This is a genomic window from Metallibacterium scheffleri (assembly GCF_002077135.1).
Taxonomy (GTDB): Bacteria; Pseudomonadota; Gammaproteobacteria; order Xanthomonadales; family Rhodanobacteraceae; genus Metallibacterium; species Metallibacterium scheffleri.
On the sequence record NZ_LDOS01000002.1, the window covers coordinates 2,054,885 to 2,080,463 of the forward strand.

Sequence of the window (25,579 nt, forward strand, 5' to 3'; positions counted from 1 at the left end):
AGTCGCGCACGTCAGCCATCGGCCTTGACACGCGTCATGCGCCAGCCGCCACGCGCGGTCGCCGCTTGCCCACGGCCGCGCTGGTACTACCATGCGCAGCTTGCCTGCAGCGGATCACGCACCATGCCCGTCCTGTTCACGCCCCCCGCCCCCGTCAGCCTGCCGATCCAGGGCAGCAGCCAGCGCTTTCCGGTGCATCGCGTGTACTGCATCGGGCGCAATTACGGCGACCACGTGCGCGAGATGGGTGGCGACGCCCAACGCTCGCGCCCGGTGTTCTTCATGAAGCCGGCCGACGCGCTGTGGCTGGATGACGCGGTACCCTACCCCGGCGCCACCAGCGACTTGCACCACGAAGTCGAGATGGTGGTGGCCCTGCGGCACGGCGGGCACGAGATTGCCGTGGCCGATGCGCTGGCCTGCGTTTACGGTTATGGCGTGGGGCTGGACCTGACCCGCCGCGACCTGCAGAACCTTGCCAAGGCCGACGGCGCGCCCTGGGACAGCGCCAAGGGCTTCGACGCCTCGGCGCCAATCTCGGCGCTCACCCCGGCCAGCGTGTGCGGCCATCCACAGCACGCCACGCTCGCGCTTCAGGTCAACGGCGCCACGCGCCAGCAAGCCGACATCGCGCAGATGATCTGGGCGTTGCCCGAGATCATCCACGAGCTATCGAAACTGTGGACACTGCAGCCCGGCGACGTGATCTTTACCGGCACGCCGGCCGGCGTCGGTCCGCTGCTGCGCGGTGACCGCTTCCACGCCGCGCTCGGCGACATCGCCACGCTGGAAGGGCATCTGGTCTGAGCATGCGCGAGCCGATGGGCATCCGCCGACGCGCAGCACGCGCGCACTCGGCCGGGATCATGCAACACGACACCCACCATCACGTGCAGGGCTGGCGATGACGCTGCTGGCATTCGTGTTGTCGCTCGGCGTGATTTCGATCGCCGCCGGCGCGCTGGGCTCGCTGGTGGGTCTCGGCGGCGGCGTGCTGATCGTGCCGGTACTGGTGCGCTTTTACGACGTCGACATCCGTCTGGCCATCGGCGCCAGCATCGTTTCGGTGATCGCCACCTCCAGCGGCGCGGCGGCAGCCTATGTGCGCGACGAAATGACCAACTTGCGCGCCGGCATGTTCCTAGAGATCGCCACGGTCACCGGCGCCGTCACCGGCGGCTACCTCACCACGCTGCTGCCCGCGCGTTTTCTCTACATCCTCTTCGGCGTGGTGCTGGCCTACTCGGCGCTGGCCACCTACCGTCATCGCCATGCCGCCGCGCTGCTGAGCCATTCCGACGACCGCCTGGCCAACTACTTCAATTTGCACGGCCATTACCGCGACGACGCCGAGCACCGCGACTACGACTACAAGGTGAAGAACACCTGGATCGGCCTGGCCATGATGTACGTGGCCGGCATGGTCAGCGCCCTGCTCGGCATCGGCTCGGGCGCGCTGAAGGTGCCCGCCATGGACCTCGCCATGCACCTGCCGATGAAGGTTTCCACCGCCACCAGCAATTTCATGATCGGCGTCACCGCCGCGGCCAGCGCGGGAATGTATTTCGAGCGCGGCCAGATCGACCCGGTCATCGCCGCGCCCGTGGCCATCGGCGTGCTGCTGGGCTCGATGTTCGGCGCGCGTTACCTGGGTCGCGCCACCAACAAGGGCGTGCGTCTGCTGTTTGTGGTGGTGTTGATCGCGGTGGCCGCGGAGATGCTGCAGCGCGGAGTGATGGGATGAGCCGCGGACATCCGCACCCGCACGCCGCGCCGCTGCGGGCCGCTGAACTGACGCGCCGCGTACGCCAGGTGGAACTGGCGATCAGCTGGGTGTTGCGCATCGGCGTGATCGTCTCGGTGCTGGTGATCGGCGCGGGCCTGCTGTTGATGTTCCTGCACCACCCCGAGCAGGCGCGGCTTTGGGATGACGGCAGCAACTACCACGCGCTGGTACAGCCCGGCGCCTATTTCCCGCACAGCCTGGCGCAGTTGCGCGCGGCGCTCGCGGCGGGCGCAGGCAGTGGCGTGGTGGTACTGGGCGTGCTGCTGCTGATCCTCACGCCAGTATTGCGCGTGGCGGTCTCGGTGCTGTCGTTCGTGTATGAGCGCGACATGCCAATGGTGCTGGTGACACTGTTCGTGCTGACAGTCCTCGTGTTGTCGTTTGTGCTGGCCTGAAGCCTGGGCATAATGTTCCCGGTCATGCGGCCTTGGGGAGAACACCGTGGGAATGCTCAGCGAGTTCAAACAATTTGCCATGCGCGGCAACGTCATGGACCTGGCTGTCGGCGTGGTGATCGGCGCGGCTTTCGGCAAGATCATCACCGCGCTGGTGGACAACGTGATCATGCCGCCGATCGGCCTGCTCATCGGCGGCGTGGACTTCTCGGCGTGGAAATGGGTGCTGCGCGCGGCGCAGCCGGGGCACCCCGAGGTCGCCATCGCCATCGGCGTGTTCATCAACACGGTGATCCAGTTCCTGATCATCGCCCTGGCGATCTTCCTGATGGTGCGCGGGATCAACAAACTGGCGAAGCCCAAGCCCGCCGAAGCCGGTCCGCCGCCACCGCCGCCGGCCGACGTGCAATTGCTCACCGAGATCCGCGACCTGCTCAAGCAGCAGCAATAGGCCTGCGCGGTTTCAGCCCGCCGCCAGCGGCGCATGGCAGCGGAACCATTCGGCCGCCAGCACCGCCGCGGCGGCCGCGACATTCAGACTTTCCACCGCGCCGCTGCCGGGGATGCGCAGGCGCACGTCAGCCGCCGCGATGAAGGCCGCATCCAGGCCCGCGCCTTCGGTGCCCAGCGCCAGCAGCGCGCGTGCCGGCAGCGGCGCGGCGTAGATCGAGCGCGCGCGGTGCGGCGTGCTGGCCGCCACCGCAAACCCCGCCGCGCGCACCTCGGCCAGCGCGGCGGACGCAGCATGCACGGTGAGCAACGGCACCGCCTCGGCGCCGCCCTCGGCCACGCGCAGCGCGGCGGATGAGAGCAGCGCGCCGCCGCTTTCCGGCACCAGCACAGCCGCCACGCCAAAATGCGCGGCGCTGCGCAGGATCGCGCCGAGATTGTGCGGATTGCCCACGCCATCCAGCCACAGCAGCAGCGCGGGACCAGCCGGCAGGGCGCGCAGCAGCGTTTGCAGATCCGGCGCCTGCGGGCGCAGAAATGCCGCGCACACGCCCTCGTGGTGCGTGCTGGCGGAGAGTTTTTGCAACTCATCCGGCGCGACGATGCGATAACCGATGCGATGCTTGACGCACCACGCCAGCAGCGCGCGCAGTTCGCGCTGGCGCTCGGCGACCAGCCACAGCTTGCGCAAGTCCTGCGGCCGCCGCGCGAACGCGGCGAGGCAGGCGTTGACGCCGATCAGGCGCTGTTCGAGCTCACGTGCGGGCGCGGGCGATGCAGGGCTGCGCGGCGTCAGGCGTCGCGGATCGGAAGGAGGCATCGGCATGCGCGGATTATAGTGAGGGCGGCCGGGCTGCTGCGCTTTGGCCGCTGCGGGCGTTGCGGGCCATCGCGCGGCTCCGTCAGGGACGCGAAGCGCGCGCAGGAACCGCCTGGATCACTTTCCCGCTGTTGCGGTCGTTGTGGTTTTTGCGCACTGTGCAGACGCCATGCGGCATTGCGGACATCGCGCCATGACCCGATTGTTCCTGCGCATCGCCGATCTCGTCACGCTCGATGTCGATGCCATCGTCAATGCCGCCAACCCCACGCTGCTCGGCGGTGGCGGCGTGGATGGCGCCATCCACCGCGCCGCTGGCCCGCGCCTGCTGGCCGCATGCCGCGCGCTGCCCGAGGTCACACCCGGCGTGCGCTGCCCCACCGGCGCAGCCCGCATCACGCCTGCATTCGATCTACCGGCGCGCTGGGTGATCCACACGGTCGGCCCGATCTGGCAGGACGGGGCGCAGGGCGAAGCCGCGGCGCTGGCGTCGTGCTATCGCAACAGTCTGGCGCTGGCCGTGCAGGCCGGCGTGCGCAGCGTGGCGTTTCCCGCGATCAGCTGCGGCGTCTATGGCTATCCCTACGCTGCGGCCGCGCGCGTGGCACTGGCCACGCTGCACACGGCCGGCGCGGCGCAAGACCTGCGCGTGCTGCTGTGCGCCTGGTCAACTGCGGGCGCCGCCCATTACCGTGACGTCGCCGCGACGCTGGGGATCGCGCTGGCCGCGGACTGAACCACTCCACCCCTACAATGCGCCGATGCAGATCGGCCCCTACCGCATCGACCCGCCGCTGGTGCTGGCGCCCATGGCCGGGGTCACCGACAAACCCTTCCGCCTGCTGTGCAAACGCATGGGCGCGGGTCTGGCCGTGTCCGAGATGACCCACTCCGACCCACGCCTGTGGACCAGCGCCAAATCGCTGCAGCGCATGGATCACGCCGGTGAGCCCGCGCCAGTAAGCGTGCAGATCGCCGGCAGCGATCCACGCCTGCTGGCCGCTGCCGCGCGCTACAACGTGGACCACGGCGCGCAGATCATCGACATCAACATGGGCTGCCCGGCCAAGAAGGTGTGCAACGTGTGGGCCGGTTCGGCGCTGCTGCAGGACGAACCACTGGTGGCGCGCATCCTCGGCGCCGTGGTCGCGGCGGTGCCGGTGCCGGTGACGCTGAAGATCCGCACCGGCTGGGACCATGAAAACATCAACGCCGTGCGCATCGCGCGCATCGCCGAGGGCGCCGGCATCGCGGCGCTGGCGGTGCATGGGCGCACGCGCGCCGACAAATACGATGGCGCAGCCGAGTACGCCACCATCGCCGCGGTCAAGGCCGCCGTGCGCATCCCGGTGATCGCCAACGGCGACATCGACGGTCCGCACAAGGCGCGTGCCGTGCTCGATGCCACCGGCGCCGACGCGCTGATGATCGGCCGCGGCGCGCAGGGGCGACCATGGATCTTCGGCCAGATCTCACGCTATCTCGCTGACGGCGTGTTGCTGCCGGAGCCTGAACCCGCGGCGGTAGGCGAAATCCTCCGCGCGCATCTGTGCGCGCTGCATGCCTTCTACGGCGAGGATGCCGGCGTGCGCATCGCGCGCAAGCATCTCGGCTGGTATGCCAGGGACCGTGCCGAGAACACCGCGTTCCGCCACATCATCAATGCCGCCACCGACGCCGCCACGCAGCTGCGCCTGACCACCGATTACTTCGCGCGTCAGGGACCGCGCGGCACGCGCGCCGCTTGAACACGGATCGTCCAATCGACGGCGCTTCGCGCCCATAACCGGGCTACGGGCTTGTCGCGCAGAGCCCAATCCATACCCAAACCACCGCGCCATCCTCCCGTGTCCGATCGCGCAATCCAGGTCGAATGCATTTGGACGTCTGGACGTCGATTCCACGAAGTCGCGCGCCAGCAGCCTATTCATCCACGCGCCGGCGGATGTGGCTACAATGCGCGCCAGTTTTATCTCTCCATCCTGATCAAGGGATATTTTGATGAGCAGCTACCTCTTCACCTCCGAGTCGGTCTCCGAAGGTCACCCGGACAAGGTCGCCGACCAGATCTCCGACGCCGTGCTCGACGCCATCCTGGCGCAGGATGCGCGCGCGCGCGTGGCCTGCGAAACCATGGTCAAGACCGGCGTCGCCATCGTCGGCGGCGAGATCACCACCAACGCCTGGGTGGACATCGAGGCGCTGGCGCGCAAGGTGATCAACGACATCGGCTACACCACCTCCAACATCGGCTTCGACGGCCACACCTGCGGCGTGCTCAATCTGATCGGCAAGCAATCGCCGGACATCGCCCAGGGCGTGGACCGCAAGAAGCCCGAGGAACAGGGTGCCGGCGACCAGGGCCTGATGTTCGGCTTCGCCTGCCGCGAGACCGCCACGCTGATGCCGGCGCCGATCCACTACGCGCACCGTCTGGTCGAGCAGCAGGCCAAGGTGCGCAAGGCCGGCAAGCTGAAGTGGCTGCGTCCGGATGCGAAAAGCCAGGTGACGCTGCGCTACGACGACCAGAAAATCGTCGGCCTCGACGCCGTGGTGCTGTCCACCCAGCACGACCCCGACATCAAGCACAAGGATCTGGTCGAGGCGGTGCGCGAGCACGTGCTCAAGCCGGTGCTGCCCAAGGCCTGGCTGGACAAGCTGCCGGCCAACAAGGTGCACATCAACCCGACCGGCAAATTCGTCATCGGCGGACCGGTGGGCGACTGCGGGCTGACCGGGCGCAAAATCATCGTCGACAGCTACGGCGGCTGGGCGCGCCACGGCGGCGGCGCGTTCTCCGGCAAGGACCCGTCCAAGGTCGACCGCTCGGCGGCCTACGCCGCGCGCTACGTGGCCAAGAACATCGTCGCCGCGGGTCTGGCCGAGCGCTGCGAGATCCAGATCTCCTACGCCATCGGCGTGGCGCATCCCACGTCCGTGTCGGTGACCACGTTCGGCACCGGCGTGATCGAGGACAGCGCCATCGAGAAACTCATCCGCGCGCACTTCGACCTGCGCCCGTACGGACTGGTCACCATGCTCGACCTGCTGCACCCGATGTACCAGGCCACCGCCAGCTACGGCCACTTCGGCCGCGCGCCGCAGCAGCACACCTACCACTGGAGCCAGCGCGAAAACGGCAAGGACGTGAAAAAGTCCACGCAGTTCACCGCGTTCTCGTGGGAGAAAACCGACCGCGCCGAGGCGTTGCGCGAGGCCGCCGGCCTCGGCCGCAAGCTGGCTGCCAAGGCCGCGCGCAACAAGCGCTGAAACGCTGCTGCGACTCATCTCGAATCAATCGCGTCGGAGGACCAGGAATCATCCGATCGTCATTCCCGCACAGGAACGTCATCCCCGAGTGCTTGTGTCGGGGACGGGAAGCGATTCACAGCAGCGAAGCTGGTCATCCAGCGCCACGCGAACCCACGGGATCCCCGCCCCCGCCTTCGCGGGGGCAGGCTCTGCGCGGGGATGACGGGCCCAACGAACTGGCTGCTGCGCTGAGGAATCCCGTCTTGCCGTGCGTGCTTGTCCTCAGGGCACCAGCGTCACCGGCACCTTGGCCTCGTCGAGCACGGTGCGCGACACCGAGCCCAGCAGCCAGCGCATGAGCAGGTTCTTTTCGGTGTGGCCCATGACCAGCGCGGCGGCGTTGCTGCTGCGCAGCGCATCGATCAGCAGCTCGGCCGGCGCGCCCAGCAATACTTCGCCGCTGCACTCGACGCCTGCGGCCTTGGCGGTAGCGCTGAGCTTCATCAGCGTCTGACGCATGTCCGCGATGCGTTGCGGATCGACCTCACCCATGCCAACGCCGCCGTACACCTCGGGCAGTTCGATCACGCTGATCACGCGCAGCGGTTGCGCGCGCAGCCGCGCCAGATCCAGCGCGTAGTCGAAAGCGCGCTGCGCGGGGCCGGACCCATCCCAAGCCACCAGCAGTGGCGCCGTGTTCGCAGCCATAACCCTTCTCCAGCCAAGCCAACCCGCAGCGAGCGGGCACGAGCCCATGCTGCCGCGATATCCAGGCTGCCGCCTTGACCGGGATCAAGTGCCGGGCCTGGCGATAGTCGTCAGCGCCGGCACAGCGGATAGCCGCTGCCGCGCCTGCGCCGCCACGCCATCGCGCAGTGCCCAGCGCAGCAGTGCCACGTTGGGGCGCAGCGCCGCCAGCAGCACGGCATCGCGGCGCCGATCCACTTCGGGCAGGCCGTACATGCCCCGCGCCCATGGCGGCAACAACGCGCAGCCCGCGTCGATATAAGGCTGGTTGAGCCACTGCCGCGGGCCGCCACGACCGAGGCCGCGCAGCAGCGCCAGGATGGCCTGCGCGCGTTCGCCACCGGCCAGTTGCGTGCGCATGGCCTGCAGGTAATCCTGCGCCGCGGCGCGCGTTGCCGGCACCTGGGTGGCGCCCAAAGCCTGCGCCACGCGCGCGGTCTCGGCGTAGTAGCGATCCTGATCCTGCGGACTGAGTGCGTCGCCGCCAAGCAGCAGCCAGGCATCGAGAAAACTGCTCACCTCGGCGACGTGCACCCAGGTCAGCAGGGCGGGATCAGCGGCCGCGTAGGCGCGTCCATCTGGCGCGGTGCCGTGCAGCGGCGCGTGGATGGCGCGCACCCGGGCCACTGCCTGCGCGGCCATGGCGGCATCGCCATACGTCGTGGCTGCGATGAACAGCGCGGTGCGCCCGAGTCGCCCGCGCAGATCACCGCGCAGGTTGGAGTGATCCCACACCGCCGCCAGCGCCAGCGGATGCAGCGCCTGCAGCAGCAGCGCGCGGATGCCGCCGACCAGCATCGGCACGAAGTCGGCGTGCACGCGCCAGCACACCGCATCGGCATCGAACCACCCCGCTGCACCGGGCGGGCGGGTGAAATCCACGCGCCGCCCATCCGCGGCGGTCAGGCGCCGGACCTGACCCTGCAAGGCCCTGCGCAACGGCTCGGCAAGCGCACCGATCATCGCCGCATGCTAGCAGTCTGTCGGACTTTGCCCAGCCGGGCTACGAATCCGTCTGTGCGGTCCCGCTCCGCCGCGGCCTGGCCCGTAGAACCACGGACCTGCGCAGCGTCGAAAATCCGTCCTCGCGCACAGCCGAATGCTCGTCTCGACCAGCCAAGCCCGACAGGCTGCTCGCACCACGGCCTGCAGCAGACACCGTGCACGCTCGCGAAACTGTACGCAGCCAGCAGAGCCGGCATACTTCACAGGGTCCGGTACGGGAATCGATCTCGCGATGCATGCACGCCTTCGACTCTGGCTGCAGGTGCCGCTGGCACTGCTGCTGATCACCAGCAATACGCTGCTGCACACCGCGCTGCTGCTGCCAGTGGCACTGCTCAAGGCGCTGCTGCCGCTGCCGGCCTGGCGCCGCACCTGCTCCGCGCTGCTGGCGCGTATCGTTGAAAGCTGGATCGGCGTCAACAGCGCGCTGATCGGACTGATGACGCCCATGCGCCTGCATGTCGACGGCATGGACGGGCTGAGCCACGCGGGCAGCTATCTGATGCTGAGCAATCATCAGAGCTGGGTCGATATCCCGGTGCTGCAAAAGGTCTTCAACCGGCGCATCCCGTTCATGCGCTTCTTTCTGAAACGGCAACTGATCTGGGTGCCGGTGCTGGGGCTGGCCTGGTGGGCGCTGGATTTCCCGTTCATGCAGCGTCTCGATCGCGCCACGCTGAAGAAACACCCCGAGCTGCGCGGCAGCGACGTCGCGGCGACGCGGCGCGCCTGCGCCAGGTACCGCGGCATGCCGGTGACCGTGATGAACTTCGTCGAAGGCACGCGCCACACACCCGCAAAGCACGCGGCACGCGCGTCACCCTTCGCGCACCTGCTGCGGCCCAAGGCCGGCGGCGTGGCGTTCGTGCTGGACGCGATGGGCGATGCGTTGCGCGTGATCCTCGATGTCACCGTGGTCTATCCAGACGGCTGTCCGACGCTGCTGGACTTGCTGGCCGGTCGCATCCGCGAGGTCCGCGTGCAGGTGCGCGAACGCGCGATCCCGCCCGAACTGCGCCACGGCGACTACGAAAACGACGCCGCGTTCCGCGCGCGCTTCCAGCAGTGGATCAACCTGCTGTGGCTGGAGAAGGACGCCCTGATCGTGCGCATGCTGGCCGACGCGGCGGGCTCACGCGGCGTTCTGCCCTGACGGCGGTATCTCTTAAAACGGAATATCGTCGTCATCGAGACCCGCATCACCGGCTGGCGGCGCGCTGGGTGCAGCCGCTGCGCCGCGGCTGGCGGGCGCGCTGCCGCGCCGCTGGCCGCCTTCGGCGCCCGCTTCGGCACCGGCGAAACGCGTGCCGCCCTCTGCGCCACCCTGCCCGCCGAGCATCTGCATCTCGTTGGCGATGATGTCGGTGCTGTAGCGCTCGACGCCCTCCTTGTCGGTGTACTTGTCGGTGCGCAGCGAGCCTTCGATATAGACCTGCCGACCCTTGCGCAGGTACTCGGCGGCGATGTCGCCGAGACGCCCGAACAGCTTGACGCGGTGCCACTCGGTGCGTTCCTGCTGCTCGCCGGTCTGCTTGTCCTTCCAGCTTTCGCTGGTGGCGATGCGCAGGCTGGTCACCGAGGTACCACCCGCGGTCGCACGGCGCTCGGGATCGGCGCCCAGATTGCCCACCAGAATCACCTTGTTGACGCCACGTGCCATGCGCGTTCTCCGCCTGTGTCTCGGAACCGGGATCGGAGTGGAACTTTAGCATGCGGCGTGCGCAAACCCGGGCCGCGAGCCTGTCAGCCCATGCCGCTCTCGGCTGCAGGCGCGGACTGGCGCAAGCGTGCGCCGCTGGCCAGCAACAGCAGCAGCCACGACAGCGCCACCACGGCGCCGACGATGAACACGCCGCGCACGCCGATGGCGCCCAGCAGCACGCCACCGACCGCGCCGCCGATGATCACGCCGAAAAACTGCGCGGCAGAATACGCGCCCAGGGCCGCGCCGCGCCGCGCCGGCTGCGCCATGCGGGATACCAGCCCCGGCATGCTGGCTTCAAGCAGGCTGAAGGCGACGAAGAACAGGATCGCCCCCAGCAGCCCCAGCGCCAGCGAACCGCGCGCGAACGCCAGCGCCAGCAGCCCCAGACCGAGCAGCAACGCGCTGGCCTGGGTCACGCGCACGCTGGCGTCGAGGCCGCGCAGGCGCGGCAGCGCGCCGCCCATCACCAGCCCGGCGGCCAGCAGCGCCGGCACGTAGATGCGCCATTGCTCGCCCACCGCCAAATGCAGGCCATGCGCCAGTTGCAGCGGCATGACCACGAAGAACAGCGTCAGCAGGCCGTGCAGCACGAAGGCGGACACATCCAGCGTGAGCAGGCGCGCATCGCGCAGCGTGCGCATGATCGCGGCCGGCCCCTCGCTGCCATGCGCGCGCGGCGGCGGCGCGAGCGGCACCAGCAGCCACAGCGCCACGATCGCCACCAGCACCAGCACGAAGGTCAGCCCGAACAGGCCTTGCAGGCCACCCAGATGCGCGGCCAGCGTCGAGCCCAGCAGCATCGCCAGCAGGAAGGCCAGCCCGATCATGCTGCCGAGGATGCCCATGACCGCGTTGCGGCTGTGCTCGCTGGACAAATCCGCCGCCAGTGCCTGGCTGGCGCCCGTGACCGCGCCGGTGCCCTGCAGCGCGCGACCCAGAATGATGCCGTCGACCCCGTGCGCCAGCGCCGCGACCAGGCTGCCCACCGCGAACAGCAGCAAACCGAAGGTGATCACCGGCTTGCGTCCGATGCGGTCGGACAACAAGCCCAGCGGAATCTGCAGCAGCAAATGCCCGACGCCATAGATGCCCAGTGCCACGCCGATCAGCCATGGCGTCACCCCGGGCATGCGCTGCAAGTCCAGCGCCAGCACCGGCAGCACCAGAAACAGGCCGAACATGCGCAGCCCCACCACCAGCGCCAGCGCCAGCGCGCTGCGTATTTCCGTTCCTGTCATCTGGTGTACGACCGCGCTGGCGCGGCGCGGTTCCGCGGCGCGTGTCGATTCACCGCATGCCCACGCCCGGGTCGGCACTGAAACCGGTCACGCCATGCCTATAATTGCGATTGAACGATTCGTGAACCAAATACATGAGCGTTGCCGTCCCCATCTCCGCTTCCCGCTTTGACGCCGTGCGCGAGCTGGCCGCCGGCGACATGGCCGGCGTCGATCGCGTCATCCGCGCGCGCCTGGGCTCCGAGGTGGCCCTGGTCAACCAGATCGCCGAACACATCATCGGCGGCGGCGGCAAGCGCCTGCGCCCGCTGCTGCACGTGCTGGCCGCGCTAGCGGCCGGCTATGCCGGCGATCAGCACCACAAGCTGGCCGCGATCATCGAGTTCATCCACACCTCGACCCTGCTGCACGATGACGTGGTCGATGAGTCCGGCCTGCGCCGCGGGCGCCAGACCGCCAACGCGCTGTGGGGCAACGCGGCCAGCGTGCTGGTCGGCGATTTTCTCTATTCGCGCTCGTTCCAGCTGATGGTCGAACTGGACGACATGCGCGTGATGCGCATCCTCGCCGATACCACCAACGCCATCGCCGAGGGCGAGGTGCTGCAGTTGCTCAGCGTGGGCAATCCGGATACCGACGAAGCCGCCTACGACCGCGTGATCGAACGCAAGACCGCGGTACTGTTCGCCGCCGCGTGCCGTCTCGGCGGCGTGCTGGCCAATGCCCCCGCGCCGCTGTGTGCGGCGCTGTCGCGCTACGGGCTGGAGCTGGGCTTCGCCTTCCAGATCGCCGATGACCTGCTGGATTACACCTCCGATGCCGACACGCTGGGCAAGAACATCGGCGACGATCTGGCCGAGGGCAAGGTCACCCTGCCGCTGATTTACACGCTGCGCGCGGCCGCGCCGGCGCAGGCCGAAGTGCTGCGCCAGGCCATCCGCGCGGGCGGCGGGCCACTGCACGAAGTCCTGGCGATCATCCGCGGCTGCGGCGCATTGCCGCGGGTACGCGCACGCGCCGAAGCGCACGCCGAGGCAGCCCTGGCCGCACTGGAGCAAATCGCGCCCAGCGCACAACGCGAAGCACTCGTCACGCTGGCGCGTTACGCCGTCGATCGCGATCACTGACCGCGTGACGACGCGAGCGTCTGCGTCTGCGCACACTCGTGCCGTCCACGGCCATCGGGTATAAGCATCGATCCGTCCGCCATCAAATGGGATCCCATGCGCACGTTCGTCCTGCTTGTCATCACCGTGCTCGGCGCCAGCCTGGGCAGCACGGCCAGCGCCGTCGCCGTCAAACCGGAAACGGCGGTCAATTATCGCCAGGGCATCTACCACGCCATCCTGTGGAACTTCGCGCCCATGGCGCAGATGGTGCAGGGCAGGCAACCCTGGAATCAGGCCACATTCGCGCAGGGCGCTGCGCGCATCGCGTTCTACAGCCAGCAATTGCTGGAAGGGTTCCCGCCCGGTTCGCTGACCGCCAGGAGCGAAGCCAAGCCCGCGATCTGGCAGCACTGGACCGAGTTCAGCACGAAGATGCGCAATTTCGAGAATGCCTCCGCCACGCTGGCCATGGTCGCCAAGAGCGGCGACGAGGCCGCCAGCAAGGTCGCGTTCGGCAAAACGGCGCAAACCTGCAAGTCCTGCCACGACGCGTTCCGCAAGGAATGAATCCGCGCCGGCGGCGTCCGCTTACGGCGGCCAGCCGGCGGCGTGCTGCGCCAATGTGCGCTTGAGCGCGGGCAGCGCCTGCAGCGCATGCATGCCCAGGCCACGCGCGGCCACCGCCGGTGTCGCGCGCAACGCGAATACGCGCGCCAGCGCATCGAACGCATGGGCATCCAGCCAGTCGGCGCTGCGCCGGCGCCGCGCGTAGCGCGCCAGCAGCGTCGCGGCACCCGGATCGCGGCCCGCACGGCGCGTGCTGGCCAGCAGGTCGCACAATTCCTGCACGTCGCGCAGGCCCAGATTCACGCCCTGTCCGGCCAGCGGATGCACGGCGTGCGCGGCATCACCCAGCAGCGCCAGACGCGGCGCAGCGAAGCGCTCGGCCAGCGCCAGACGCAGCGCGAACGCGGCGCGCGCCGAATCCAGCTGCAGCGGCCCCAGACGAAAATCGCTGGCCACGCCGACGGCATGGGCGAACTCGCCTGCATCCAGCGCCAGCACGCGCGCGGCTTCGGCCTCGGGCAGCGACCACACCAGCGACACGCGTCCATCCGCCAGCGGCAGCAAGGCCAGCGGGCCGTCGGGCAGGAAGCGTTGCCACGCCGTATCCGCATGCGGCCGCGCGCTGCGCAAATGCGCCACCACGGCGCGCTGGCCATAGTCGTGCCCGCGCACGCCGATGCCGGCAGCCTGGCGCAAGGGTGACTCGCGCCCGTCGACGGCCAGCAGCAGGCGCGCGCGCAACTGCGTGCCATCGGCAAGATCCAGGCGCGCGCTGTCCGCTTCGGCAACATGGCCCACAGCCTGCGTGGCACTGCGCAGCAGCACGCCCGCGCGACCCAGCGCCTGCCACAGCGTCCATTGCAGCAAACGGTTCTCGACGATCCAGCCGAGGCACTGCGCATCCAGCAATCCGGCATCGAAGTCGAACGCGGCGCCGCTGGCCGCGTCCCACACATGCATGGCGCGATAGGCCGCGACACGCTCGCGCGGCAACTGCGACCACACATCCAATTCGGACAAGAGACGCGCGCTGGATGGCGCCAGCGCGACCACGCGCAGATCCAGTTCCGCGCCTGGCGCGCTGGGCTCCGCGGCGGCGTCGAGCAGTTGCACGGCGTAGCCGTACCGCGCCAGCGCCAGTGCCGCGCTGGCGCCAACCATGCCGGCGCCGATGACAATGACGTCCGCGTCCAGGCGCCGGCTCATGGCAAGGATTCCAGCACCGCGCGCGGCGGCTGTCCGCGCCACCCCATGCCGTGGCGCAGCAGGCGCTGCTGCAGCGGCGGCACGAGCTGTGCCGCCAGCAAGCCCAGCGTGCGCAACGGCGCCAGTGCCGGTTGCGGCATGCAGGCCAGCGTGGCCAGCGCGTGCGTGAAGCGCAGCACGCCGTCGCGATCCGCGGCACGGCGCGCGGCATAAGCGGCCAGACGTGCGGCGTCGCCGGGATCGCCACCCGTGGCCAGCATCTCGGCCAGCGTCAGTGCATCACGCAAACCCAGATTGAAACCCTGCGCGCCGATCGGATGCACGGTTTGCGCGGCGTTGCCGACCAGCACCGCGCGCGTGGCAACCAGCGCCGCGGCGACGCCGCGGCGGATCGGCCACGCCTGGCGCCGCGCCGCGTCAAGCAGGCGCCCTGCGCGCCAGCCCAGACGCTGCTGCGCATAGGCAACATACGCGGCATCGTCCAATGCCATGACGGCCTCGGCGTCAGCGCTGGCGACGCTGAGCACCAGCCCGGCGCGGTCGCCGGCCAGCGGCAGCAACGCCACCGGCCCCGCATCGCCGAGGCGCTCGTAGGCGACTCCATCCAATGCGCGCGCGCAGCGCACCTGGCCGACGATCAGCGTCTGCGCATAATCATGGTGCTGCACGCCGATACCCAGCGCCGCGCGCACCGTCGATTCGCTGCCGTCGGCGCCGACCACGAGGTCGTACCGGCGCGCCGACACCGCGTGCGCGGATTCGATCTCCACCTCGGCCGATTCGCAGCCGGCACGCAACGTTCGCAGCCGGGCCGGGCGCAGGCGCTGCACATGCCGTGTCGCATCCAGCGCGCGCTCGAGCGCCGCCCCCAGCACGCGCGCCGGGACGATGTGCCCGAGCGCATCCACACCCGCCGCGCCCGCATCCAGCCGCAAACTGCCGAAATCACCCGCGCGCGAGACCACGATGCGGCGCAAAGCCTGCGCTTCGGGCTGCACGTACGGCCACACGCCGATCGCGGCAAGTCCGTTGACCGTGGCGCGCGCCAGGGCCAGGTTGCGCTCCTCACTGCGCGGCGCGTCATTGCGTGGCGGCACCGCCTCGGCCAGCGTGCAGTCGATGCCCGCGTGATCCAGCGCAAGGGCAAGACTGCTGCCCACCAGACCGCCGCCGACGATCAGAATGCGCGTGTGCGCGCCATCGTTCTCGCTCATGCGCGCATGATACGCGGGCCACCCCCGCTCCGAGGTACGCGCGTGATGCAGGCCAGCCGATGGAACTGATCCTGGTGCGCTGCGCCGCCGCCGAAGCGGCGCCCGGAACACTGCGCGGGCAAGCGCCGCTGCGTCTGGGCAGCACCGGCTTCGCCGCGCTGGAGCGCCTCGCCGCGAGCTGGATCGGCCCGCCGCCGCACTTGCTGTATTGCTCGGATTTACGCCGGGCGCTGCAGGGCGCGCAGATTTTCGCCGCGCGCTTCGCGCTGGAACCGCTGCCCGACGCACGTCTGCGCGAGCTGGATCTGGGGCAATGGAACGGCGTCGATTTCGCCAGCGCCAGCCTGCGCCATCCAGCGGCGTGGCGGCAGTGGAATGCCGACTGGATCGGCAGCGCGCCGCCAGGCGGCGAATGCTGGCTCGACTTGGCGCGGCGCGTGCGCAGTTGGCTGCAGGGCCTGGCCGCGGGCGGCGGCGATGAGCGCCGCGTGCTGGTGCTCAGCCACGAGAATCCGCTGCGTGCGCTGCTGGCCGAAGTACTGGAACTGCCGCCCGCGGCCACGTGCCGGCTGCGCATCGAGCCGGCGCACGCCAGCGCGCTGCGCCTCGCCGGCGGCACCTTTGAAGTATCCTATTTGAATTCGCCGCAGTTTCTGCTGCTCTGATCCGACTTCAATGGAACGCGCCATGCCCGCAGCGGTTGCCCGCCTCATCTCGCCACGCGCCCTTACCCTCAGCGCCCTGATCGCGCTGGCGGTGGCGACGCGCCTGGTGATTTTCTTTTTTCCCGGCGTGATCCCGTACAACTTCACTCCGGTCGAGGCACTCGGTCTGTTCGGCGGCGCCTGGTTCGCCGACAAGCGCAGTGCGTTCATCGTGCCGTTGGCGGCGATGGCGGCGTCCGACCTGATCATCGGCCTGTACCCGCTGCTGCCGCTGGTGTATGCCTGCATTGCCGGCAGCGTGCTGCTCGGCTTCGGCCTGCGCGGCAAGCGCAGCGCATCCAGCATCGCCGTGGCTGCCGTAGTCAGCAGCACCGGCTTCTACCTGATCACCAATTTCGGCGTGTGGGCCAGCACCCACATGTACCCGCACAGCCTCGCCGGGCTGCTCGCCTGCTATGTCGCCGGGCTGCCGTTTTACCCCGCCACGCTAGCCGGCACGCTGCTGTGGAGCGCGATTCTGTTCGGCGGTTATGCGCTGCTGGCGCGGCGCTGGCCGACACTGGCTGCAGCAACACTCACCCGCTGAGCCGGGCCGCTTGCGCGTCGCCGCGCGGCGCCATTGACCTCGGCGGCAGATCTGCGGAAGGCACATGGGCAACCGGTTATCGAAAATCTACACGCGCACCGGTGATGACGGCAGCACCGGCCTGGGCGATGGCTCGCGCGTGCAAAAGGACGCCGCACGCGTCGGCGCGTATGGCAGCGTGGATGAACTCAACAGCGTGCTGGGCATGCTGCTGGCGGCCCATCCGCCCGCGTCGATGGCGGCCGAACTGACGCGCATCCAGCACACGCTGTTCGATCTGGGCGGCGAACTGTGCATCCCGGGCACGGCACTGATCGAACCCGTCGATATCGAATGGCTGGAGCACACGCTGGATCGCTACAACGCCGATCTGCCGCCGCTCAAGGATTTCATCCTGCCCGGCGGCGGCATGGCCGCGGCGACCTGCCATCTGGCGCGCACCGTGTGCCGCCGCGCCGAGCGCGAGACCGTGACGCTGGCGCATGCCGAGCCGGTGCGCGCCGAGGTGCTGGGCTATCTCAATCGGCTGTCAGACCTGTTGTTCGTGCTGGCCCGCGTGCTGGCCCGCGCCGACGGTGCCGGCGAGGTGCTGTGGCAGCGCCAGCACCGCCGCGGCTGAGCCGGCATGCTGCGCCTGTACACGCACGACGCCTGTCTCGCGCACCAGCCCGGCGCTGGTCACCCCGAGTCGCCGGCACGTCTGGCCACCGTGCTGCGCGCGCTGGATCACGATCACTTTGCCGCGCTGGATCGCTGCGAGGCGCCGCGCGCAACCCGCGCCATGCTCGAACGCGCGCACGATGCGGACTACGTTGCGCGCATCTTGGCCCTCGCCGAGGAATGCGCGCGCAGCGGCGCGAGCCTGCACGTGGACGCCGACACGGTGCTCGCGCCCGCTACGCTGGAGGCTGCCCTGCGCGCCGCCGGCGCCGTGGTCGCGGCGGTCGATGCGGTGCTCGATGGTGCCTGCCGACGCGCGTTTTGCGCGGTGCGTCCGCCCGGCCACCACGCCACGGCCACGCAAGCGATGGGCTTTTGCATCTTCAACAGTATTGCCGTCGGCGCCGCGCACGCGCTCGCGGCGCATGGCCTCAAGCGCGTGGCGATCATCGATTTCGACGTACACCACGGCAATGGCACGCAAGACATCGCCGCGCGCGAACCGCGTCTGTTGTACCTGTCCACCCACCAGAGCCCGCTTTACCCGGGCACCGGCGCGGCCAGCGAGCATGGCCGCGGCAACGTTTTCAATGCGCCCTTGCCGCCCGGCACCGGCGGCGAAGAGTTCCGCGCCACCTGGCACGAACTGCTGCTGCCGCGTCTGGCCGCGTTCCGGCCGCAGTTGCTGCTGGTTTCGGCCGGCTTCGACGCGCACCGCCTGGACCCGCTGGCCGACATGAATCTGGGCAGCGAGGATTTCGCCTGGCTGGGTGCCGAGCTGACGACCCTGGCCGATGCGCATGCGTCAGGCCGACTGGTTTCGGCACTGGAGGGTGGCTACAGCCTCAGCGCGCTGGCTGCAGCGGTGCCGGCTTACCTCGCCGCGCAGCTTGGCTGAAAACCGCTCAGCGACGCTTTCCGGTGACGTCGCGCGCGACGAAATCCAGCGCCAGCGAGTTGATGCAATAGCGCAGTCCGGTCGGTGGCGGACCATCGGGAAATACGTGGCCGAGATGCGAGCCACAGCTTGTGCAACGCGCCTCGACGCGATGCATGTCATGGCTGGTGTCCTCGCTCTCGCTCACCGCGGTCGCTGCGATGGATTGCCAGAAACTGGGCCAGCCCGAACCCGAGTCGTACTTGGCCGCGGAATCGAACAACGGCGCCGCGCAAGCGATGCACACGTAAGTACCATCGGCGTGGTGCCGATACCAACGGCCACTGAACGGCGCCTCGGTGACGGAACAGCGGCACACGGCGTACTGTTCCGGGCTGAGTCGCGCGCGCCAGTGCGCGTCGGCGGGAGTTTGCTTGCTGGTGTCGTTCATGCGCGCACGCGTTCCCGATTGCATGGGGCTTCTGTTAGTTTAGCCGCGTCTTTCTGGGGAAGTTGCGCGTGCCCTGTTTGCGTTCGTTGCCGCACCGGCGACTGCTGGTTCTTGCCCTCTCGCTCGCCTTGCTCGACGCCAGCGCCGCGGCCCTGGCACAAGGCGCCAATGCGCTGTGCCCGCTCGGCGCGAGCGATTGCGCGCGGCCGCGCTACGACTATAGCCAGTGCCGCAGAAACGATCTGCTGGATTTCTACGTGCCCGGCCTGCCCGTGGCTGACCGCGCCACGCGCGCGAAACTGCCGGTGCAAATCCACGCCGCCGCGGCCAGCAGCAGCGACGGCGAGCACTATCAACTCAGCGGCCACGTGCATCTGGCACGCGGTGATCAACTGCTGCAGGCGCCCAGCGTCGATTACACGCGTGGCACCACGGCCTATGACGCCCATGGTGGCGTCACCTACCAGGATCAGGGCCTGCTGCTATCGGCCGACAGCATCCGCGGTACCACGACGCCCGAGCGCGCCGACGCCAGGCATGTGCGTTACCAGTTGCTGCAGGCGCGCGGCAACGGTCGCGCACGCAGCGCACAGATTCTGGACAGCGAGCGCAGCCGTTACCAGGGCGCCACCTACAGCACCTGCGATCCGCAAAGCCGCCTGTGGGATTTCGCCGGCAGCCGCTTCGATATCAATCGCGCCACCGGCATCGGCACCGCGCATGATGTGACCATGCGCTTCATGGGCGTGCCGTTCCTGTGGCTGCCGTGGCTGCGCTTTCCGGTCAACGGCCAGCGCATGAGCGGCTTCCTGGCGCCCAGCTTCGGTGGCTCGGGCAACAGCGGCAGCTACCTGCGCCTGCCGTATTACCTGAATCTCGCGCCCAACTACGACGCCACGCTGGAGCCGGCGTTCTACAGCTTGCGCGGGCCGATGCTGGGCGGCCAGTTCCGCTATCTGTTCGACATCGGCACCGGCGCGTTGAACTTCAACTACATGCCGCACGACAAGATCTATGGCGGCAAACGCTGGATGTTGCAATATCAGGACAGCACGCCACTGGTGCCGGGCTGGAGCTTCAACGCCAACATCAACCGCGTCAGCGACAACACGTACTTCGAGGATTTCGGCAACAGCCTGACCATGGCCGCGACCAGCCTGCTCGGCTCCAGCGCCTACATCAACGGCGGGGGTCAGTGGTGGAACGCGGCATTCGGCGTGGATACCTATCAGCTCACCGACCCCACCCTGCCGCAGGGCGTGCAGCCCTACAGCCGTTTGCCGCGTGGCGTGTTGAATCTGGATATTCCACTGAGCGGACCCTTCATCTTCGGCCTGCGCAGCGAGGCCGTGGCCTTCCGCAAGCACGATGCATTGGAAGGCGACCGCCTCGATCTGTATCCGTATCTGGAAGCGCCGCTGCAGGGCGCGGCCTGGTTCCTGCGCCCGCGACTGGGTTTTCGTTACACGCAATACTGGCTACAGGGCAACAACGGCGACCCCTCGCGCGCACTGCCCATCGCGCAGATCGACAGCGGCCTGATCTTCGATCGTCAGGTCAGCCTGTTCGGGAACAGCTACACGCAAACGCTGGAGCCACGCGCGTATTACCTGTACGTGCCCTATCGCAACCAGAACAACCTGCCGATTTTCGATACGCAACCGCTGACCTTCGACTGGTGGAGCCTGTTCAGCAGCAACCAGTACACCGGCGCCGACCGCCAGGTGAACGCGAACAATCTGACCCTGGCGCTGAGCACGCGCCTGATCGACAGCTCGGGCATCGAGCGTTTTTCCGCAGGCATCGGCCAGATTCGCTACTTCACCCCACAACGCGTGCAGCTGCCCGGCTATCCAACACTCTACGAAGCAGGCTCGGCCTATGTGGGCATGGTCAGCGTGGGTCTTACGCGCGATTGGAAGCTTGACCTGACCCAGCAGTACGACCCCAACCTGCACCGCACCACGGTGTCGACCTTCCAGATTCAACATCAACTGAATGGCGATGGCGTCGTCAACCTTGCTTACCGCTACCAGCGCGGCCTGCTCGATCAATACGACATCTCCGCGCTCTGGCCGGTCAGCCCGAGCTGGAGTCTGGTCGGGCGCTGGAACTACTCGGTCGCCGATCACAAGACTCTGGAAGCCTTCGGCGGCGTCGAATGGGACAGCTGCTGCATCGCCGTGCGCGGCGTGCTGCGCCGCTACGTGACCGATTCGCAAGGCAACGCCACCAACGCAGTCATGTTCGAAGTTGAATTCAAGGGCATCGGCGGGCTCGGCTCACGCACGGGCAGCTTCCTGTCGCATGCTATTCTTGGATATCAATAATTCCGCCGCGCCGCGGCTGCGAGCCCGTACTCCATGAAGCGAAAGTCCGCCCTCCTCGTGCTGGCGCTGGCACTGACCGTGCCCTTGGTCGCCCAGGCACAATTGCTGCAACCCGTGCAGCCGCTCGATCGCATCGTCGCCGTGGTCAATGACGGCGTGGTGCTGCAAAGCGAACTCGACGCCGCGCTGACCCAGGTGCAGCGGCAGTTCGCACAGAATCCGCAAGCGTTGCCGCCCAAGCCAGTGCTGGAGCGTCAGGTGCTGGAGCGCCTGATCCTGATGAAGCTGCAGGAACAGCGCGCCGAGGAAAACGGCATCCGCGCCACGGATCAGGAAGTCGACGCCGCGGTGCAGAACATCGCCCAGCAGAATCACCTGGATCTGACGCAGATGCGCCAGTCGCTGGCGCAGCAGGGCATCGACTATGCAGCGTTCCGCAAGCAGATCGCCAACCAGATCATGGTGCAGAAACTGCGCGACAACGTGATCCACGGCGCCGTGCAGGTCAGCGACTCCGAAGTCAACAACCTGATCAACAGCCCGCTGTTCAAGGCCGGTGAAGTCGACATCGCGCAGATCCTGATCGCGGTGCCCGAAGGCGCCTCGCCGGATGAAGTCAACACCGCCAAGGCCAAGGCGGATGAGGTCGAGAAGCAGATCGCCGGCGGCCTGGATTTCAAAGCTGCCGCCATCCGCTATTCGCAGGCCCCGAACGCGCTGGATGGCGGCGTGGTCGGCTGGCGCCGCGTGGATGAGCTGGCGCCCGCGCTGGCCGATCTGGCCATCAAGATGCAGCCCGGGCAGGTCACCCCGCCACTGCGCGCGCCCGAGGGCTTCTACATCCTCAAGCTGGAAGGCAAGCGCGCGGCGCCACCAGTGATCGTCACCGAGTTCCACGCGCGCGATCTGCTGATCCGCACCTCCGACCTGGTCAGCAGCGCCCAGGCCGAACAGAAAATCCTCGCCTTGCGCAAGGACATCGTCGAGCACAAGGCAGACTTCGCCGCATTGGCGCGCAAGGATTCGCAGGACGACACCACCGCCAATGACGGTGGCGACATGGGCTGGTTCACCGCCGATCACTGGGGAACGGTGGTCGGTGCGGCACTGCCCAAGCTGAAGGATGGCGAGGTCAGCCAGCCGTTGCAGGTGCCCGAGGGCTGGTTGCTGGTGCAACGCCTCGGCATGCGCCAAGCCGATCGCACCATGCAAGTGGAGCGTGAGCAGGCGCGCATGGCAATCGGCAACCGCAAGGCCGAGGATGCCTACAACAGCTTCCTGCGCGATCTGCGCTCCAGCGCTTATGTGCGCATCATGCTGCCCGAGGCGGCGGCTGTCGCCGCTCCTCCGCAGGGCTGAGGCATGCACGCGGCACTGCCGCGTCTGCTGCTGACGCCGGGCGAACCGGCGGGCATCGGCCCGGAGTTGGTCGTGCGCCTCGCGCACACCGACCTGGCGGCCGACTTGGTCGCCTGCGCCGATCCCGATCTGCTGCGCCGCGCCGCTGCCAGGCTCGACCTGCCGCTGGAGCTGTGCGACGACGACGGCCGCACGCTCGGCGCGCGCGCGCGCGGCCAGTTGCGCGTGTTGCCGCTGGCGCTGGCGCAGGAGGAAACTCCGGGGCATCTGGATGCGCGCAACGCCGCCTACGTGCTGGAAACCCTGACCCGCGCCAGCGATGCCTGCCGCGCGGGTCGTTTCCTCGCGCTGGTCACCGGGCCGGTGCACAAGGGCGTGATCAACGCGGCCGGCATCCCGTTCACTGGGCACACAGAGTTCTTCGCCACGCGCGCCGCAGCGGACGTGCTGATGCTGCTGGCCGGGCCGCACCTGCGCGTGGCGCTGGCGACCACGCACCTGCCGCTGGCCGCGGTGCCGGCCGCAATCACGCCAGAGCGCCTGCGCCGAGTGCTCGGCGTGCTGTGGCGCGGGCTGCAGCGTGACTTCGGCCTGTCCGCACCGCGCATTGCCGTGCTCGGGCTGAATCCGCATGCCGGCGAGGATGGACACCTGGGCCGCGAGGAGCTGGACATCATCATCCCCACCCTCGATGCACTGCGCGGTGACGGCATGCACCTGCTTGGTCCACTGCCCGCCGATACCGCCTTCGTGCCGGCGCTGCGCGCGCACTACGATGCGGTGCTGGCGATGTACCACGACCAGGCGCTGCCGGTGCTCAAGGCCGAGGCTTTCGACAGCGGCGTCAATATCACCCTCGGCCTGCCCTACGTGCGCACCTCGGTCGACCACGGCACCGCGCTGGACATCGCCGGGCACAATCGCGCCGAACTCGGCAGCCTGCTCAGCGCCGCGCGCATGGCGCTGCAGTTGTCCGCGCGGCGCGCGCAGGCCACATGAATCGCGCGGCGCGGCCGAAGAAACACTTCGGCCAGCACTTCCTGCACGATGCCGACATCATCCAGCGCATCGTCGCTGCGGTGGCGGCGCAACCCGGTGACGCGCTGGTCGAGATCGGCCCCGGCGAGGGCGTGCTGACCCTGCCCCTGCTGCGCGCCGCCGGTGCACTGACCGCGATCGAGCTGGATCGTGACCTGCTCGAACCGCTGCGTGCACGCGCAGCCACAGCAGGATCGCTGCATCTGGTGAACGCCGACGTGCTCAAGGTGGACCTGGGCGAACTGGCGACGCGGCAGCCGCTGCGCATCGTCGGCAATCTGCCTTATTACATCTCCAGTCCGATCCTGTTTCATTGCCTCGAGTACGCCGCGCATATCCGCGATATGCACTTCATGCTGCAGCAGGAAGTGGTCGAACGCATGGCCGCGGCACCGGGCGGCAAGGATTACGGGCGCCTGAGCGTGATGCTGCAGCTGGCGTGCATGGTGGAGCCGCTGCTGCACGTGCCGGCGCGCGCATTCCGGCCGCCACCCAAGGTCGAATCCGCGGTGGTACGCCTGACCCCGCTGTCGCGTGCGGTGTTGCCACAAGTCGCGCCCGAGGCATTGCGACAGGTCGTGCGCATGGCTTTCGGTCAGCGCCGCAAGACTCTGGGCAACACGCTGCGCGGTGTACTGAACGCGGATGACATCCGCGCCTGCGGTATCGATCCGCAACAGCGTGCCGAACGCCTGGCACCGGCTGATTTCGTGCGCCTCGCACAGCGGTTTTCCGCCACCCGCGCCACCCCGGCGCCTTGAGCGCGCCAGGCTTGCCGCTGCCCGCGCCGCTGGCCCACAATCCACGCATGTCCGATCGAACCGCTTACCGCGTTGCCGTGCAGGTGCAAAGCCGCTATCTGCCAGAACAATCCGAACCCGAGGCACAGCGCTACGCCTTCGCCTATACCGTGCGCCTGCACAATGCCGGCGGCGTGGCCGCGCGCCTGCTCAGCCGACACTGGCTGATCACTGATGCCGAGGGCCGTATCGAGGAAGTGCGCGGCGACGGCGTGGTTGGTGTGCAACCACTTCTGCAACCTGGCGAGCAGTACGAGTACACCTCGGGCGCGGTACTCAAAACCAGCCTGGGCACCATGCAGGGCAGTTACCTGATGCAGGCCGTGGATGGCACGCGCTTCGCCGCTGACATCCCCGCGTTCGTGCTCAGCACGCCGCGTATCCTGCATTGAACGTGCTTCGCACCACGCCACAACGAACGCGCCGCCATTCGCCACACATTCCCGGGAGCGGGTGCTGATGGCGACCTGGGCCATAGGCGACCTGCAAGGTTGTTATCCCGAACTGCAGCGCCTGATCGAGCGCGTGCGCTTTGATCCGGCGCGCGACCGCTTATGGTTTTGCGGCGATCTGGTCAATCGCGGCGGACAATCACTGGAAGTGCTGCGCCTGCTGCGCGACTTCGGCGACCGCGCCGTGGTCACGCTCGGCAACCACGATCTGAGTTTGCTGGCGGTGGCGCAGCGCGATGAGGCCGCACAGGCGCGCGTCAACCCGGATCTGCGCAGCGTGTTGTTCGCACCCGACCGCGACGCGCTGCTGGACTGGCTGCGCACGCGCCGCCTGCTGCATCACGACGCCGTGCTCAACTACACGATGGTGCACGCCGGATTCGCGCAACGCTGGAATCTGAAGCAAGCACAGCGCGTGGCCAGTGAAATCGAACGCGAACTGCGCGGTCCGCGGCACGCACGCTTGCTGCAGCACCTGTTCGGCAATCGTCCCGCATTGTGGCACCCGGGCCTGAAAGGCACCGAGCGCCTGCGCGCCGGCATCAACGTGCTCACGCGCATGCGCTATTGCGATGCACGCGGGCGGCTGGACTTCGACGCCAAGGGTAGCCCCGGCTCGCAACCGACCGGGCTGTATCCCTGGTTCGAGGTGCCCGGCATGCTGCGCCGGGAAACGCGCATCGTATTCGGACACTGGTCGGCGCTGGGGTGTTTCGCCGGGCTCGGCGTATACGGACTGGACACTGGCTGCGTATGGGGCGGACGCCTGACCGCGATGCGCCTGGACAGCAGCGAACCCGAATTTGTCAGCGTAGCCGCCGAACCCACGCGCAAGCGTGACCCGCGCGGCGAGGAATGAACCCGGCT

General features: G+C 68.5%; 28 protein-coding genes. 20 read left to right on the top strand and 8 right to left on the bottom strand.

Features of this window, described 5'->3' with window-relative positions; genetic code table 11:
• The first annotated feature begins 123 nt into the window (after positions 1-123).
• The 4 genes from Mschef_RS14700 (at position 124) to mscL (ending at position 2,632) form a co-directional block, all read left to right on the top strand.
• Positions 124-807, top strand: coding sequence for a fumarylacetoacetate hydrolase family protein (locus Mschef_RS14700; protein WP_081130067.1), 684 nt, complete (start codon positions 124-126; stop codon positions 805-807).
• Between the two features lie 97 nt (positions 808-904).
• Positions 905-1,744, top strand: a complete 840-nt coding sequence (locus tag Mschef_RS14705) for a sulfite exporter TauE/SafE family protein (RefSeq protein WP_081129787.1) — start codon at positions 905-907, stop codon at positions 1,742-1,744.
• Positions 1,741-2,181 carry a DUF1634 domain-containing protein gene (locus tag Mschef_RS14710; protein WP_081129788.1) on the top strand — a complete coding sequence of 147 codons (441 nt, stop codon included), beginning with the start codon at positions 1,741-1,743 and terminating at the stop codon, positions 2,179-2,181. The genes Mschef_RS14705 and Mschef_RS14710 overlap by 4 nt, the downstream gene beginning before the upstream one ends.
• Positions 2,182-2,227: 46 nt before the next feature.
• Positions 2,228-2,632: a large-conductance mechanosensitive channel protein MscL gene (gene mscL / locus Mschef_RS14715; protein ID WP_081129789.1), complete on the top strand. Its 405-nt coding sequence runs from the start codon at positions 2,228-2,230 to the stop codon at positions 2,630-2,632.
• A gap of 12 nt (positions 2,633-2,644) precedes the next feature.
• Here mscL and Mschef_RS14720 read toward each other — a convergent pair whose 3' ends face one another.
• Positions 2,645-3,457 carry a TrmH family RNA methyltransferase gene (locus Mschef_RS14720; protein WP_081129790.1) on the bottom strand — a complete coding sequence of 271 codons (813 nt, stop codon included), beginning with the start codon at positions 3,455-3,457 and terminating at the stop codon, positions 2,645-2,647.
• A gap of 187 nt (positions 3,458-3,644) precedes the next feature.
• On the opposite strand from Mschef_RS14720, the gene Mschef_RS14725 reads away from it, so the two are divergent.
• The 3 genes from Mschef_RS14725 (at position 3,645) to metK (ending at position 6,721) form a co-directional block, all read left to right on the top strand.
• The gene (locus tag Mschef_RS14725; RefSeq protein ID WP_081129791.1) at positions 3,645-4,187 is read left to right on the top strand and encodes an O-acetyl-ADP-ribose deacetylase; all 543 of its coding nucleotides are present in this window, start codon (positions 3,645-3,647) and stop codon (positions 4,185-4,187) included.
• Positions 4,188-4,212: 25 nt separating this feature from the next.
• The gene (gene dusB, locus Mschef_RS14730; protein WP_081129792.1) at positions 4,213-5,199 is read left to right on the top strand and encodes a tRNA dihydrouridine synthase DusB; all 987 of its coding nucleotides are present in this window, start codon (positions 4,213-4,215) and stop codon (positions 5,197-5,199) included.
• Between the two features lie 253 nt (positions 5,200-5,452).
• A complete protein-coding gene (metK, locus tag Mschef_RS14735; protein ID WP_081129793.1) occupies positions 5,453-6,721 on the top strand; it encodes a methionine adenosyltransferase in 1,269 nt (422 codons plus the stop codon).
• A 264-nt stretch (positions 6,722-6,985) separates the two neighbouring features.
• Here the strand turns inward: metK and Mschef_RS14740 are convergent, their stop codons facing one another.
• Complete coding sequence (locus Mschef_RS14740; protein ID WP_168708947.1) at positions 6,986-7,411, bottom strand: universal stress protein; 426 nt, start codon at positions 7,409-7,411, stop codon at positions 6,986-6,988.
• An 84-nt stretch (positions 7,412-7,495) separates the two neighbouring features.
• Entirely contained in the window at positions 7,496-8,413 is a 918-nt protein-coding gene (locus Mschef_RS14745; protein WP_081129795.1) for an oxygenase MpaB family protein, read from the bottom strand.
• Positions 8,414-8,687: 274 nt separating this feature from the next.
• Between Mschef_RS14745 and Mschef_RS14750 the strand changes: the two genes are divergently transcribed.
• Complete coding sequence (locus Mschef_RS14750; protein WP_081129796.1) at positions 8,688-9,608, top strand: acyltransferase; 921 nt, start codon at positions 8,688-8,690, stop codon at positions 9,606-9,608.
• Between the two features lie 12 nt (positions 9,609-9,620).
• Here the strand turns inward: Mschef_RS14750 and ssb are convergent, their stop codons facing one another.
• Complete coding sequence (gene ssb / locus Mschef_RS14755; RefSeq protein WP_081129797.1) at positions 9,621-10,115, bottom strand: single-stranded DNA-binding protein; 495 nt, start codon at positions 10,113-10,115, stop codon at positions 9,621-9,623.
• Positions 10,116-10,198: 83 nt separating this feature from the next.
• Positions 10,199-11,398 carry an MFS transporter gene (locus tag Mschef_RS14760; protein WP_081129798.1) on the bottom strand — a complete coding sequence of 400 codons (1,200 nt, stop codon included), beginning with the start codon at positions 11,396-11,398 and terminating at the stop codon, positions 10,199-10,201.
• 134 nt (positions 11,399-11,532) lie between these two features.
• On the opposite strand from Mschef_RS14760, the gene Mschef_RS14765 reads away from it, so the two are divergent.
• Together Mschef_RS14765 and Mschef_RS14770 are read left to right on the top strand one after the other, a co-directional pair.
• Positions 11,533-12,525 carry a polyprenyl synthetase family protein gene (locus Mschef_RS14765; RefSeq protein WP_242426535.1) on the top strand — a complete coding sequence of 331 codons (993 nt, stop codon included), beginning with the start codon at positions 11,533-11,535 and terminating at the stop codon, positions 12,523-12,525.
• Positions 12,526-12,621: 96 nt separating this feature from the next.
• Positions 12,622-13,074, top strand: coding sequence for a c-type cytochrome (locus Mschef_RS14770; RefSeq protein ID WP_081129799.1), 453 nt, complete (start codon positions 12,622-12,624; stop codon positions 13,072-13,074).
• A gap of 21 nt (positions 13,075-13,095) precedes the next feature.
• On the opposite strand, the gene Mschef_RS14775 is transcribed toward Mschef_RS14770, so the two are convergent.
• Both Mschef_RS14775 and Mschef_RS14780 read right to left on the bottom strand, forming a co-directional pair.
• Positions 13,096-14,280 carry an FAD-dependent oxidoreductase gene (locus tag Mschef_RS14775; RefSeq protein WP_081129800.1) on the bottom strand — a complete coding sequence of 395 codons (1,185 nt, stop codon included), beginning with the start codon at positions 14,278-14,280 and terminating at the stop codon, positions 13,096-13,098.
• Complete coding sequence (locus Mschef_RS14780; protein WP_081129801.1) at positions 14,277-15,494, bottom strand: FAD-dependent monooxygenase; 1,218 nt, start codon at positions 15,492-15,494, stop codon at positions 14,277-14,279. Before Mschef_RS14780 ends, Mschef_RS14775 begins: the two co-directional genes overlap by 4 nt.
• Positions 15,495-15,553: 59 nt before the next feature.
• Here Mschef_RS14780 and Mschef_RS14785 point away from each other — a divergent pair, with 59 nt between their 5' ends.
• The 4 genes from Mschef_RS14785 to Mschef_RS14800 all read left to right on the top strand — a co-directional run bounded on the left by Mschef_RS14785 (position 15,554) and on the right by Mschef_RS14800 (position 18,303).
• Positions 15,554-16,159 (top strand): histidine phosphatase family protein, encoded by a 606-nt coding sequence (locus tag Mschef_RS14785; RefSeq protein ID WP_081129802.1) that lies wholly within the window; start codon positions 15,554-15,556, stop codon positions 16,157-16,159.
• A 22-nt stretch (positions 16,160-16,181) separates the two neighbouring features.
• Positions 16,182-16,745, top strand: a complete 564-nt coding sequence (locus tag Mschef_RS14790; protein WP_136256519.1) for a DUF6580 family putative transport protein — start codon at positions 16,182-16,184, stop codon at positions 16,743-16,745.
• 64 nt (positions 16,746-16,809) lie between these two features.
• A complete protein-coding gene (locus Mschef_RS14795) occupies positions 16,810-17,364 on the top strand; it encodes a cob(I)yrinic acid a,c-diamide adenosyltransferase (protein ID WP_081129804.1) in 555 nt (184 codons plus the stop codon).
• 6 nt (positions 17,365-17,370) lie between these two features.
• On the top strand, positions 17,371-18,303 hold the full coding sequence (locus Mschef_RS14800; protein WP_081129805.1) for a histone deacetylase family protein: 933 nt from the start codon (positions 17,371-17,373) through the stop codon (positions 18,301-18,303).
• Between the two features lie 7 nt (positions 18,304-18,310).
• On the opposite strand, the gene msrB is transcribed toward Mschef_RS14800, so the two are convergent.
• Positions 18,311-18,733 carry a peptide-methionine (R)-S-oxide reductase MsrB gene (gene msrB, locus Mschef_RS14805; protein ID WP_081129806.1) on the bottom strand — a complete coding sequence of 141 codons (423 nt, stop codon included), beginning with the start codon at positions 18,731-18,733 and terminating at the stop codon, positions 18,311-18,313.
• A 68-nt stretch (positions 18,734-18,801) separates the two neighbouring features.
• Between msrB and Mschef_RS14810 the strand changes: the two genes are divergently transcribed.
• From Mschef_RS14810 to Mschef_RS14835, 6 genes are all read left to right on the top strand, one after another.
• Entirely contained in the window at positions 18,802-21,063 is a 2,262-nt protein-coding gene (locus tag Mschef_RS14810; RefSeq protein WP_242426536.1) for an LPS-assembly protein LptD, read from the top strand.
• A gap of 33 nt (positions 21,064-21,096) precedes the next feature.
• A complete protein-coding gene (locus Mschef_RS14815; RefSeq protein WP_081129807.1) occupies positions 21,097-22,422 on the top strand; it encodes a peptidylprolyl isomerase in 1,326 nt (441 codons plus the stop codon).
• A 3-nt stretch (positions 22,423-22,425) separates the two neighbouring features.
• A complete protein-coding gene (pdxA, locus tag Mschef_RS14820; RefSeq protein ID WP_081129808.1) occupies positions 22,426-23,421 on the top strand; it encodes a 4-hydroxythreonine-4-phosphate dehydrogenase PdxA in 996 nt (331 codons plus the stop codon).
• The gene (gene rsmA / locus Mschef_RS14825; protein ID WP_081129809.1) at positions 23,418-24,221 is read left to right on the top strand and encodes a 16S rRNA (adenine(1518)-N(6)/adenine(1519)-N(6))-dimethyltransferase RsmA; all 804 of its coding nucleotides are present in this window, start codon (positions 23,418-23,420) and stop codon (positions 24,219-24,221) included. Before pdxA ends, rsmA begins: the two co-directional genes overlap by 4 nt.
• Positions 24,222-24,268: 47 nt before the next feature.
• A complete protein-coding gene (gene apaG, locus Mschef_RS14830; protein ID WP_081130070.1) occupies positions 24,269-24,652 on the top strand; it encodes a Co2+/Mg2+ efflux protein ApaG in 384 nt (127 codons plus the stop codon).
• Positions 24,653-24,719: 67 nt separating this feature from the next.
• Positions 24,720-25,571 (top strand): symmetrical bis(5'-nucleosyl)-tetraphosphatase, encoded by an 852-nt coding sequence (locus Mschef_RS14835; protein WP_081129810.1) that lies wholly within the window; start codon positions 24,720-24,722, stop codon positions 25,569-25,571.
• Positions 25,572-25,579 lie beyond the last annotated feature (8 nt).

What these genes read in the sequence shown, in the direction of transcription:
- Mschef_RS14700 (WP_081130067.1), top strand. Translation starts at nt 124, where the DNA reads ATGCCCGTCCTGTTCACGCCCCCCGCCCCCGTCAGCCTGCCGATCCAG.
- Mschef_RS14705 (WP_081129787.1), top strand. Translation starts at nt 905, where the DNA reads ATGACGCTGCTGGCATTCGTGTTGTCGCTCGGCGTGATTTCGATCGCC.
- Mschef_RS14710 (WP_081129788.1), top strand. Translation starts at nt 1,741, where the DNA reads ATGAGCCGCGGACATCCGCACCCGCACGCCGCGCCGCTGCGGGCCGCT.
- Mschef_RS14720 (WP_081129790.1), bottom strand. Translation starts at nt 3,457, where the DNA reads ATGCCGATGCCTCCTTCCGATCCGCGACGCCTGACGCCGCGCAGCCCT.
- Mschef_RS14725 (WP_081129791.1), top strand. Translation starts at nt 3,645, where the DNA reads ATGACCCGATTGTTCCTGCGCATCGCCGATCTCGTCACGCTCGATGTC.
- dusB (WP_081129792.1), top strand. Translation starts at nt 4,213, where the DNA reads ATGCAGATCGGCCCCTACCGCATCGACCCGCCGCTGGTGCTGGCGCCC.
- metK (WP_081129793.1), top strand. Translation starts at nt 5,453, where the DNA reads ATGAGCAGCTACCTCTTCACCTCCGAGTCGGTCTCCGAAGGTCACCCG.
- Mschef_RS14740 (WP_168708947.1), bottom strand. Translation starts at nt 7,411, where the DNA reads ATGGCTGCGAACACGGCGCCACTGCTGGTGGCTTGGGATGGGTCCGGC.
- Mschef_RS14745 (WP_081129795.1), bottom strand. Translation starts at nt 8,413, where the DNA reads ATGATCGGTGCGCTTGCCGAGCCGTTGCGCAGGGCCTTGCAGGGTCAG.
- Mschef_RS14750 (WP_081129796.1), top strand. Translation starts at nt 8,688, where the DNA reads ATGCATGCACGCCTTCGACTCTGGCTGCAGGTGCCGCTGGCACTGCTG.
- ssb (WP_081129797.1), bottom strand. Translation starts at nt 10,115, where the DNA reads ATGGCACGTGGCGTCAACAAGGTGATTCTGGTGGGCAATCTGGGCGCC.
- Mschef_RS14760 (WP_081129798.1), bottom strand. Translation starts at nt 11,398, where the DNA reads ATGACAGGAACGGAAATACGCAGCGCGCTGGCGCTGGCGCTGGTGGTG.
- Mschef_RS14765 (WP_242426535.1), top strand. Translation starts at nt 11,533, where the DNA reads ATGAGCGTTGCCGTCCCCATCTCCGCTTCCCGCTTTGACGCCGTGCGC.
- Mschef_RS14770 (WP_081129799.1), top strand. Translation starts at nt 12,622, where the DNA reads ATGCGCACGTTCGTCCTGCTTGTCATCACCGTGCTCGGCGCCAGCCTG.
- Mschef_RS14775 (WP_081129800.1), bottom strand. Translation starts at nt 14,280, where the DNA reads ATGAGCCGGCGCCTGGACGCGGACGTCATTGTCATCGGCGCCGGCATG.
- Mschef_RS14780 (WP_081129801.1), bottom strand. Translation starts at nt 15,494, where the DNA reads ATGAGCGAGAACGATGGCGCGCACACGCGCATTCTGATCGTCGGCGGC.
- Mschef_RS14785 (WP_081129802.1), top strand. Translation starts at nt 15,554, where the DNA reads ATGGAACTGATCCTGGTGCGCTGCGCCGCCGCCGAAGCGGCGCCCGGA.
- Mschef_RS14790 (WP_136256519.1), top strand. Translation starts at nt 16,182, where the DNA reads ATGCCCGCAGCGGTTGCCCGCCTCATCTCGCCACGCGCCCTTACCCTC.
- Mschef_RS14795 (WP_081129804.1), top strand. Translation starts at nt 16,810, where the DNA reads ATGGGCAACCGGTTATCGAAAATCTACACGCGCACCGGTGATGACGGC.
- Mschef_RS14800 (WP_081129805.1), top strand. Translation starts at nt 17,371, where the DNA reads ATGCTGCGCCTGTACACGCACGACGCCTGTCTCGCGCACCAGCCCGGC.
- msrB (WP_081129806.1), bottom strand. Translation starts at nt 18,733, where the DNA reads ATGAACGACACCAGCAAGCAAACTCCCGCCGACGCGCACTGGCGCGCG.
- Mschef_RS14815 (WP_081129807.1), top strand. Translation starts at nt 21,097, where the DNA reads ATGAAGCGAAAGTCCGCCCTCCTCGTGCTGGCGCTGGCACTGACCGTG.
- pdxA (WP_081129808.1), top strand. Translation starts at nt 22,426, where the DNA reads ATGCACGCGGCACTGCCGCGTCTGCTGCTGACGCCGGGCGAACCGGCG.
- rsmA (WP_081129809.1), top strand. Translation starts at nt 23,418, where the DNA reads ATGAATCGCGCGGCGCGGCCGAAGAAACACTTCGGCCAGCACTTCCTG.
- apaG (WP_081130070.1), top strand. Translation starts at nt 24,269, where the DNA reads ATGTCCGATCGAACCGCTTACCGCGTTGCCGTGCAGGTGCAAAGCCGC.
- Mschef_RS14835 (WP_081129810.1), top strand. Translation starts at nt 24,720, where the DNA reads ATGGCGACCTGGGCCATAGGCGACCTGCAAGGTTGTTATCCCGAACTG.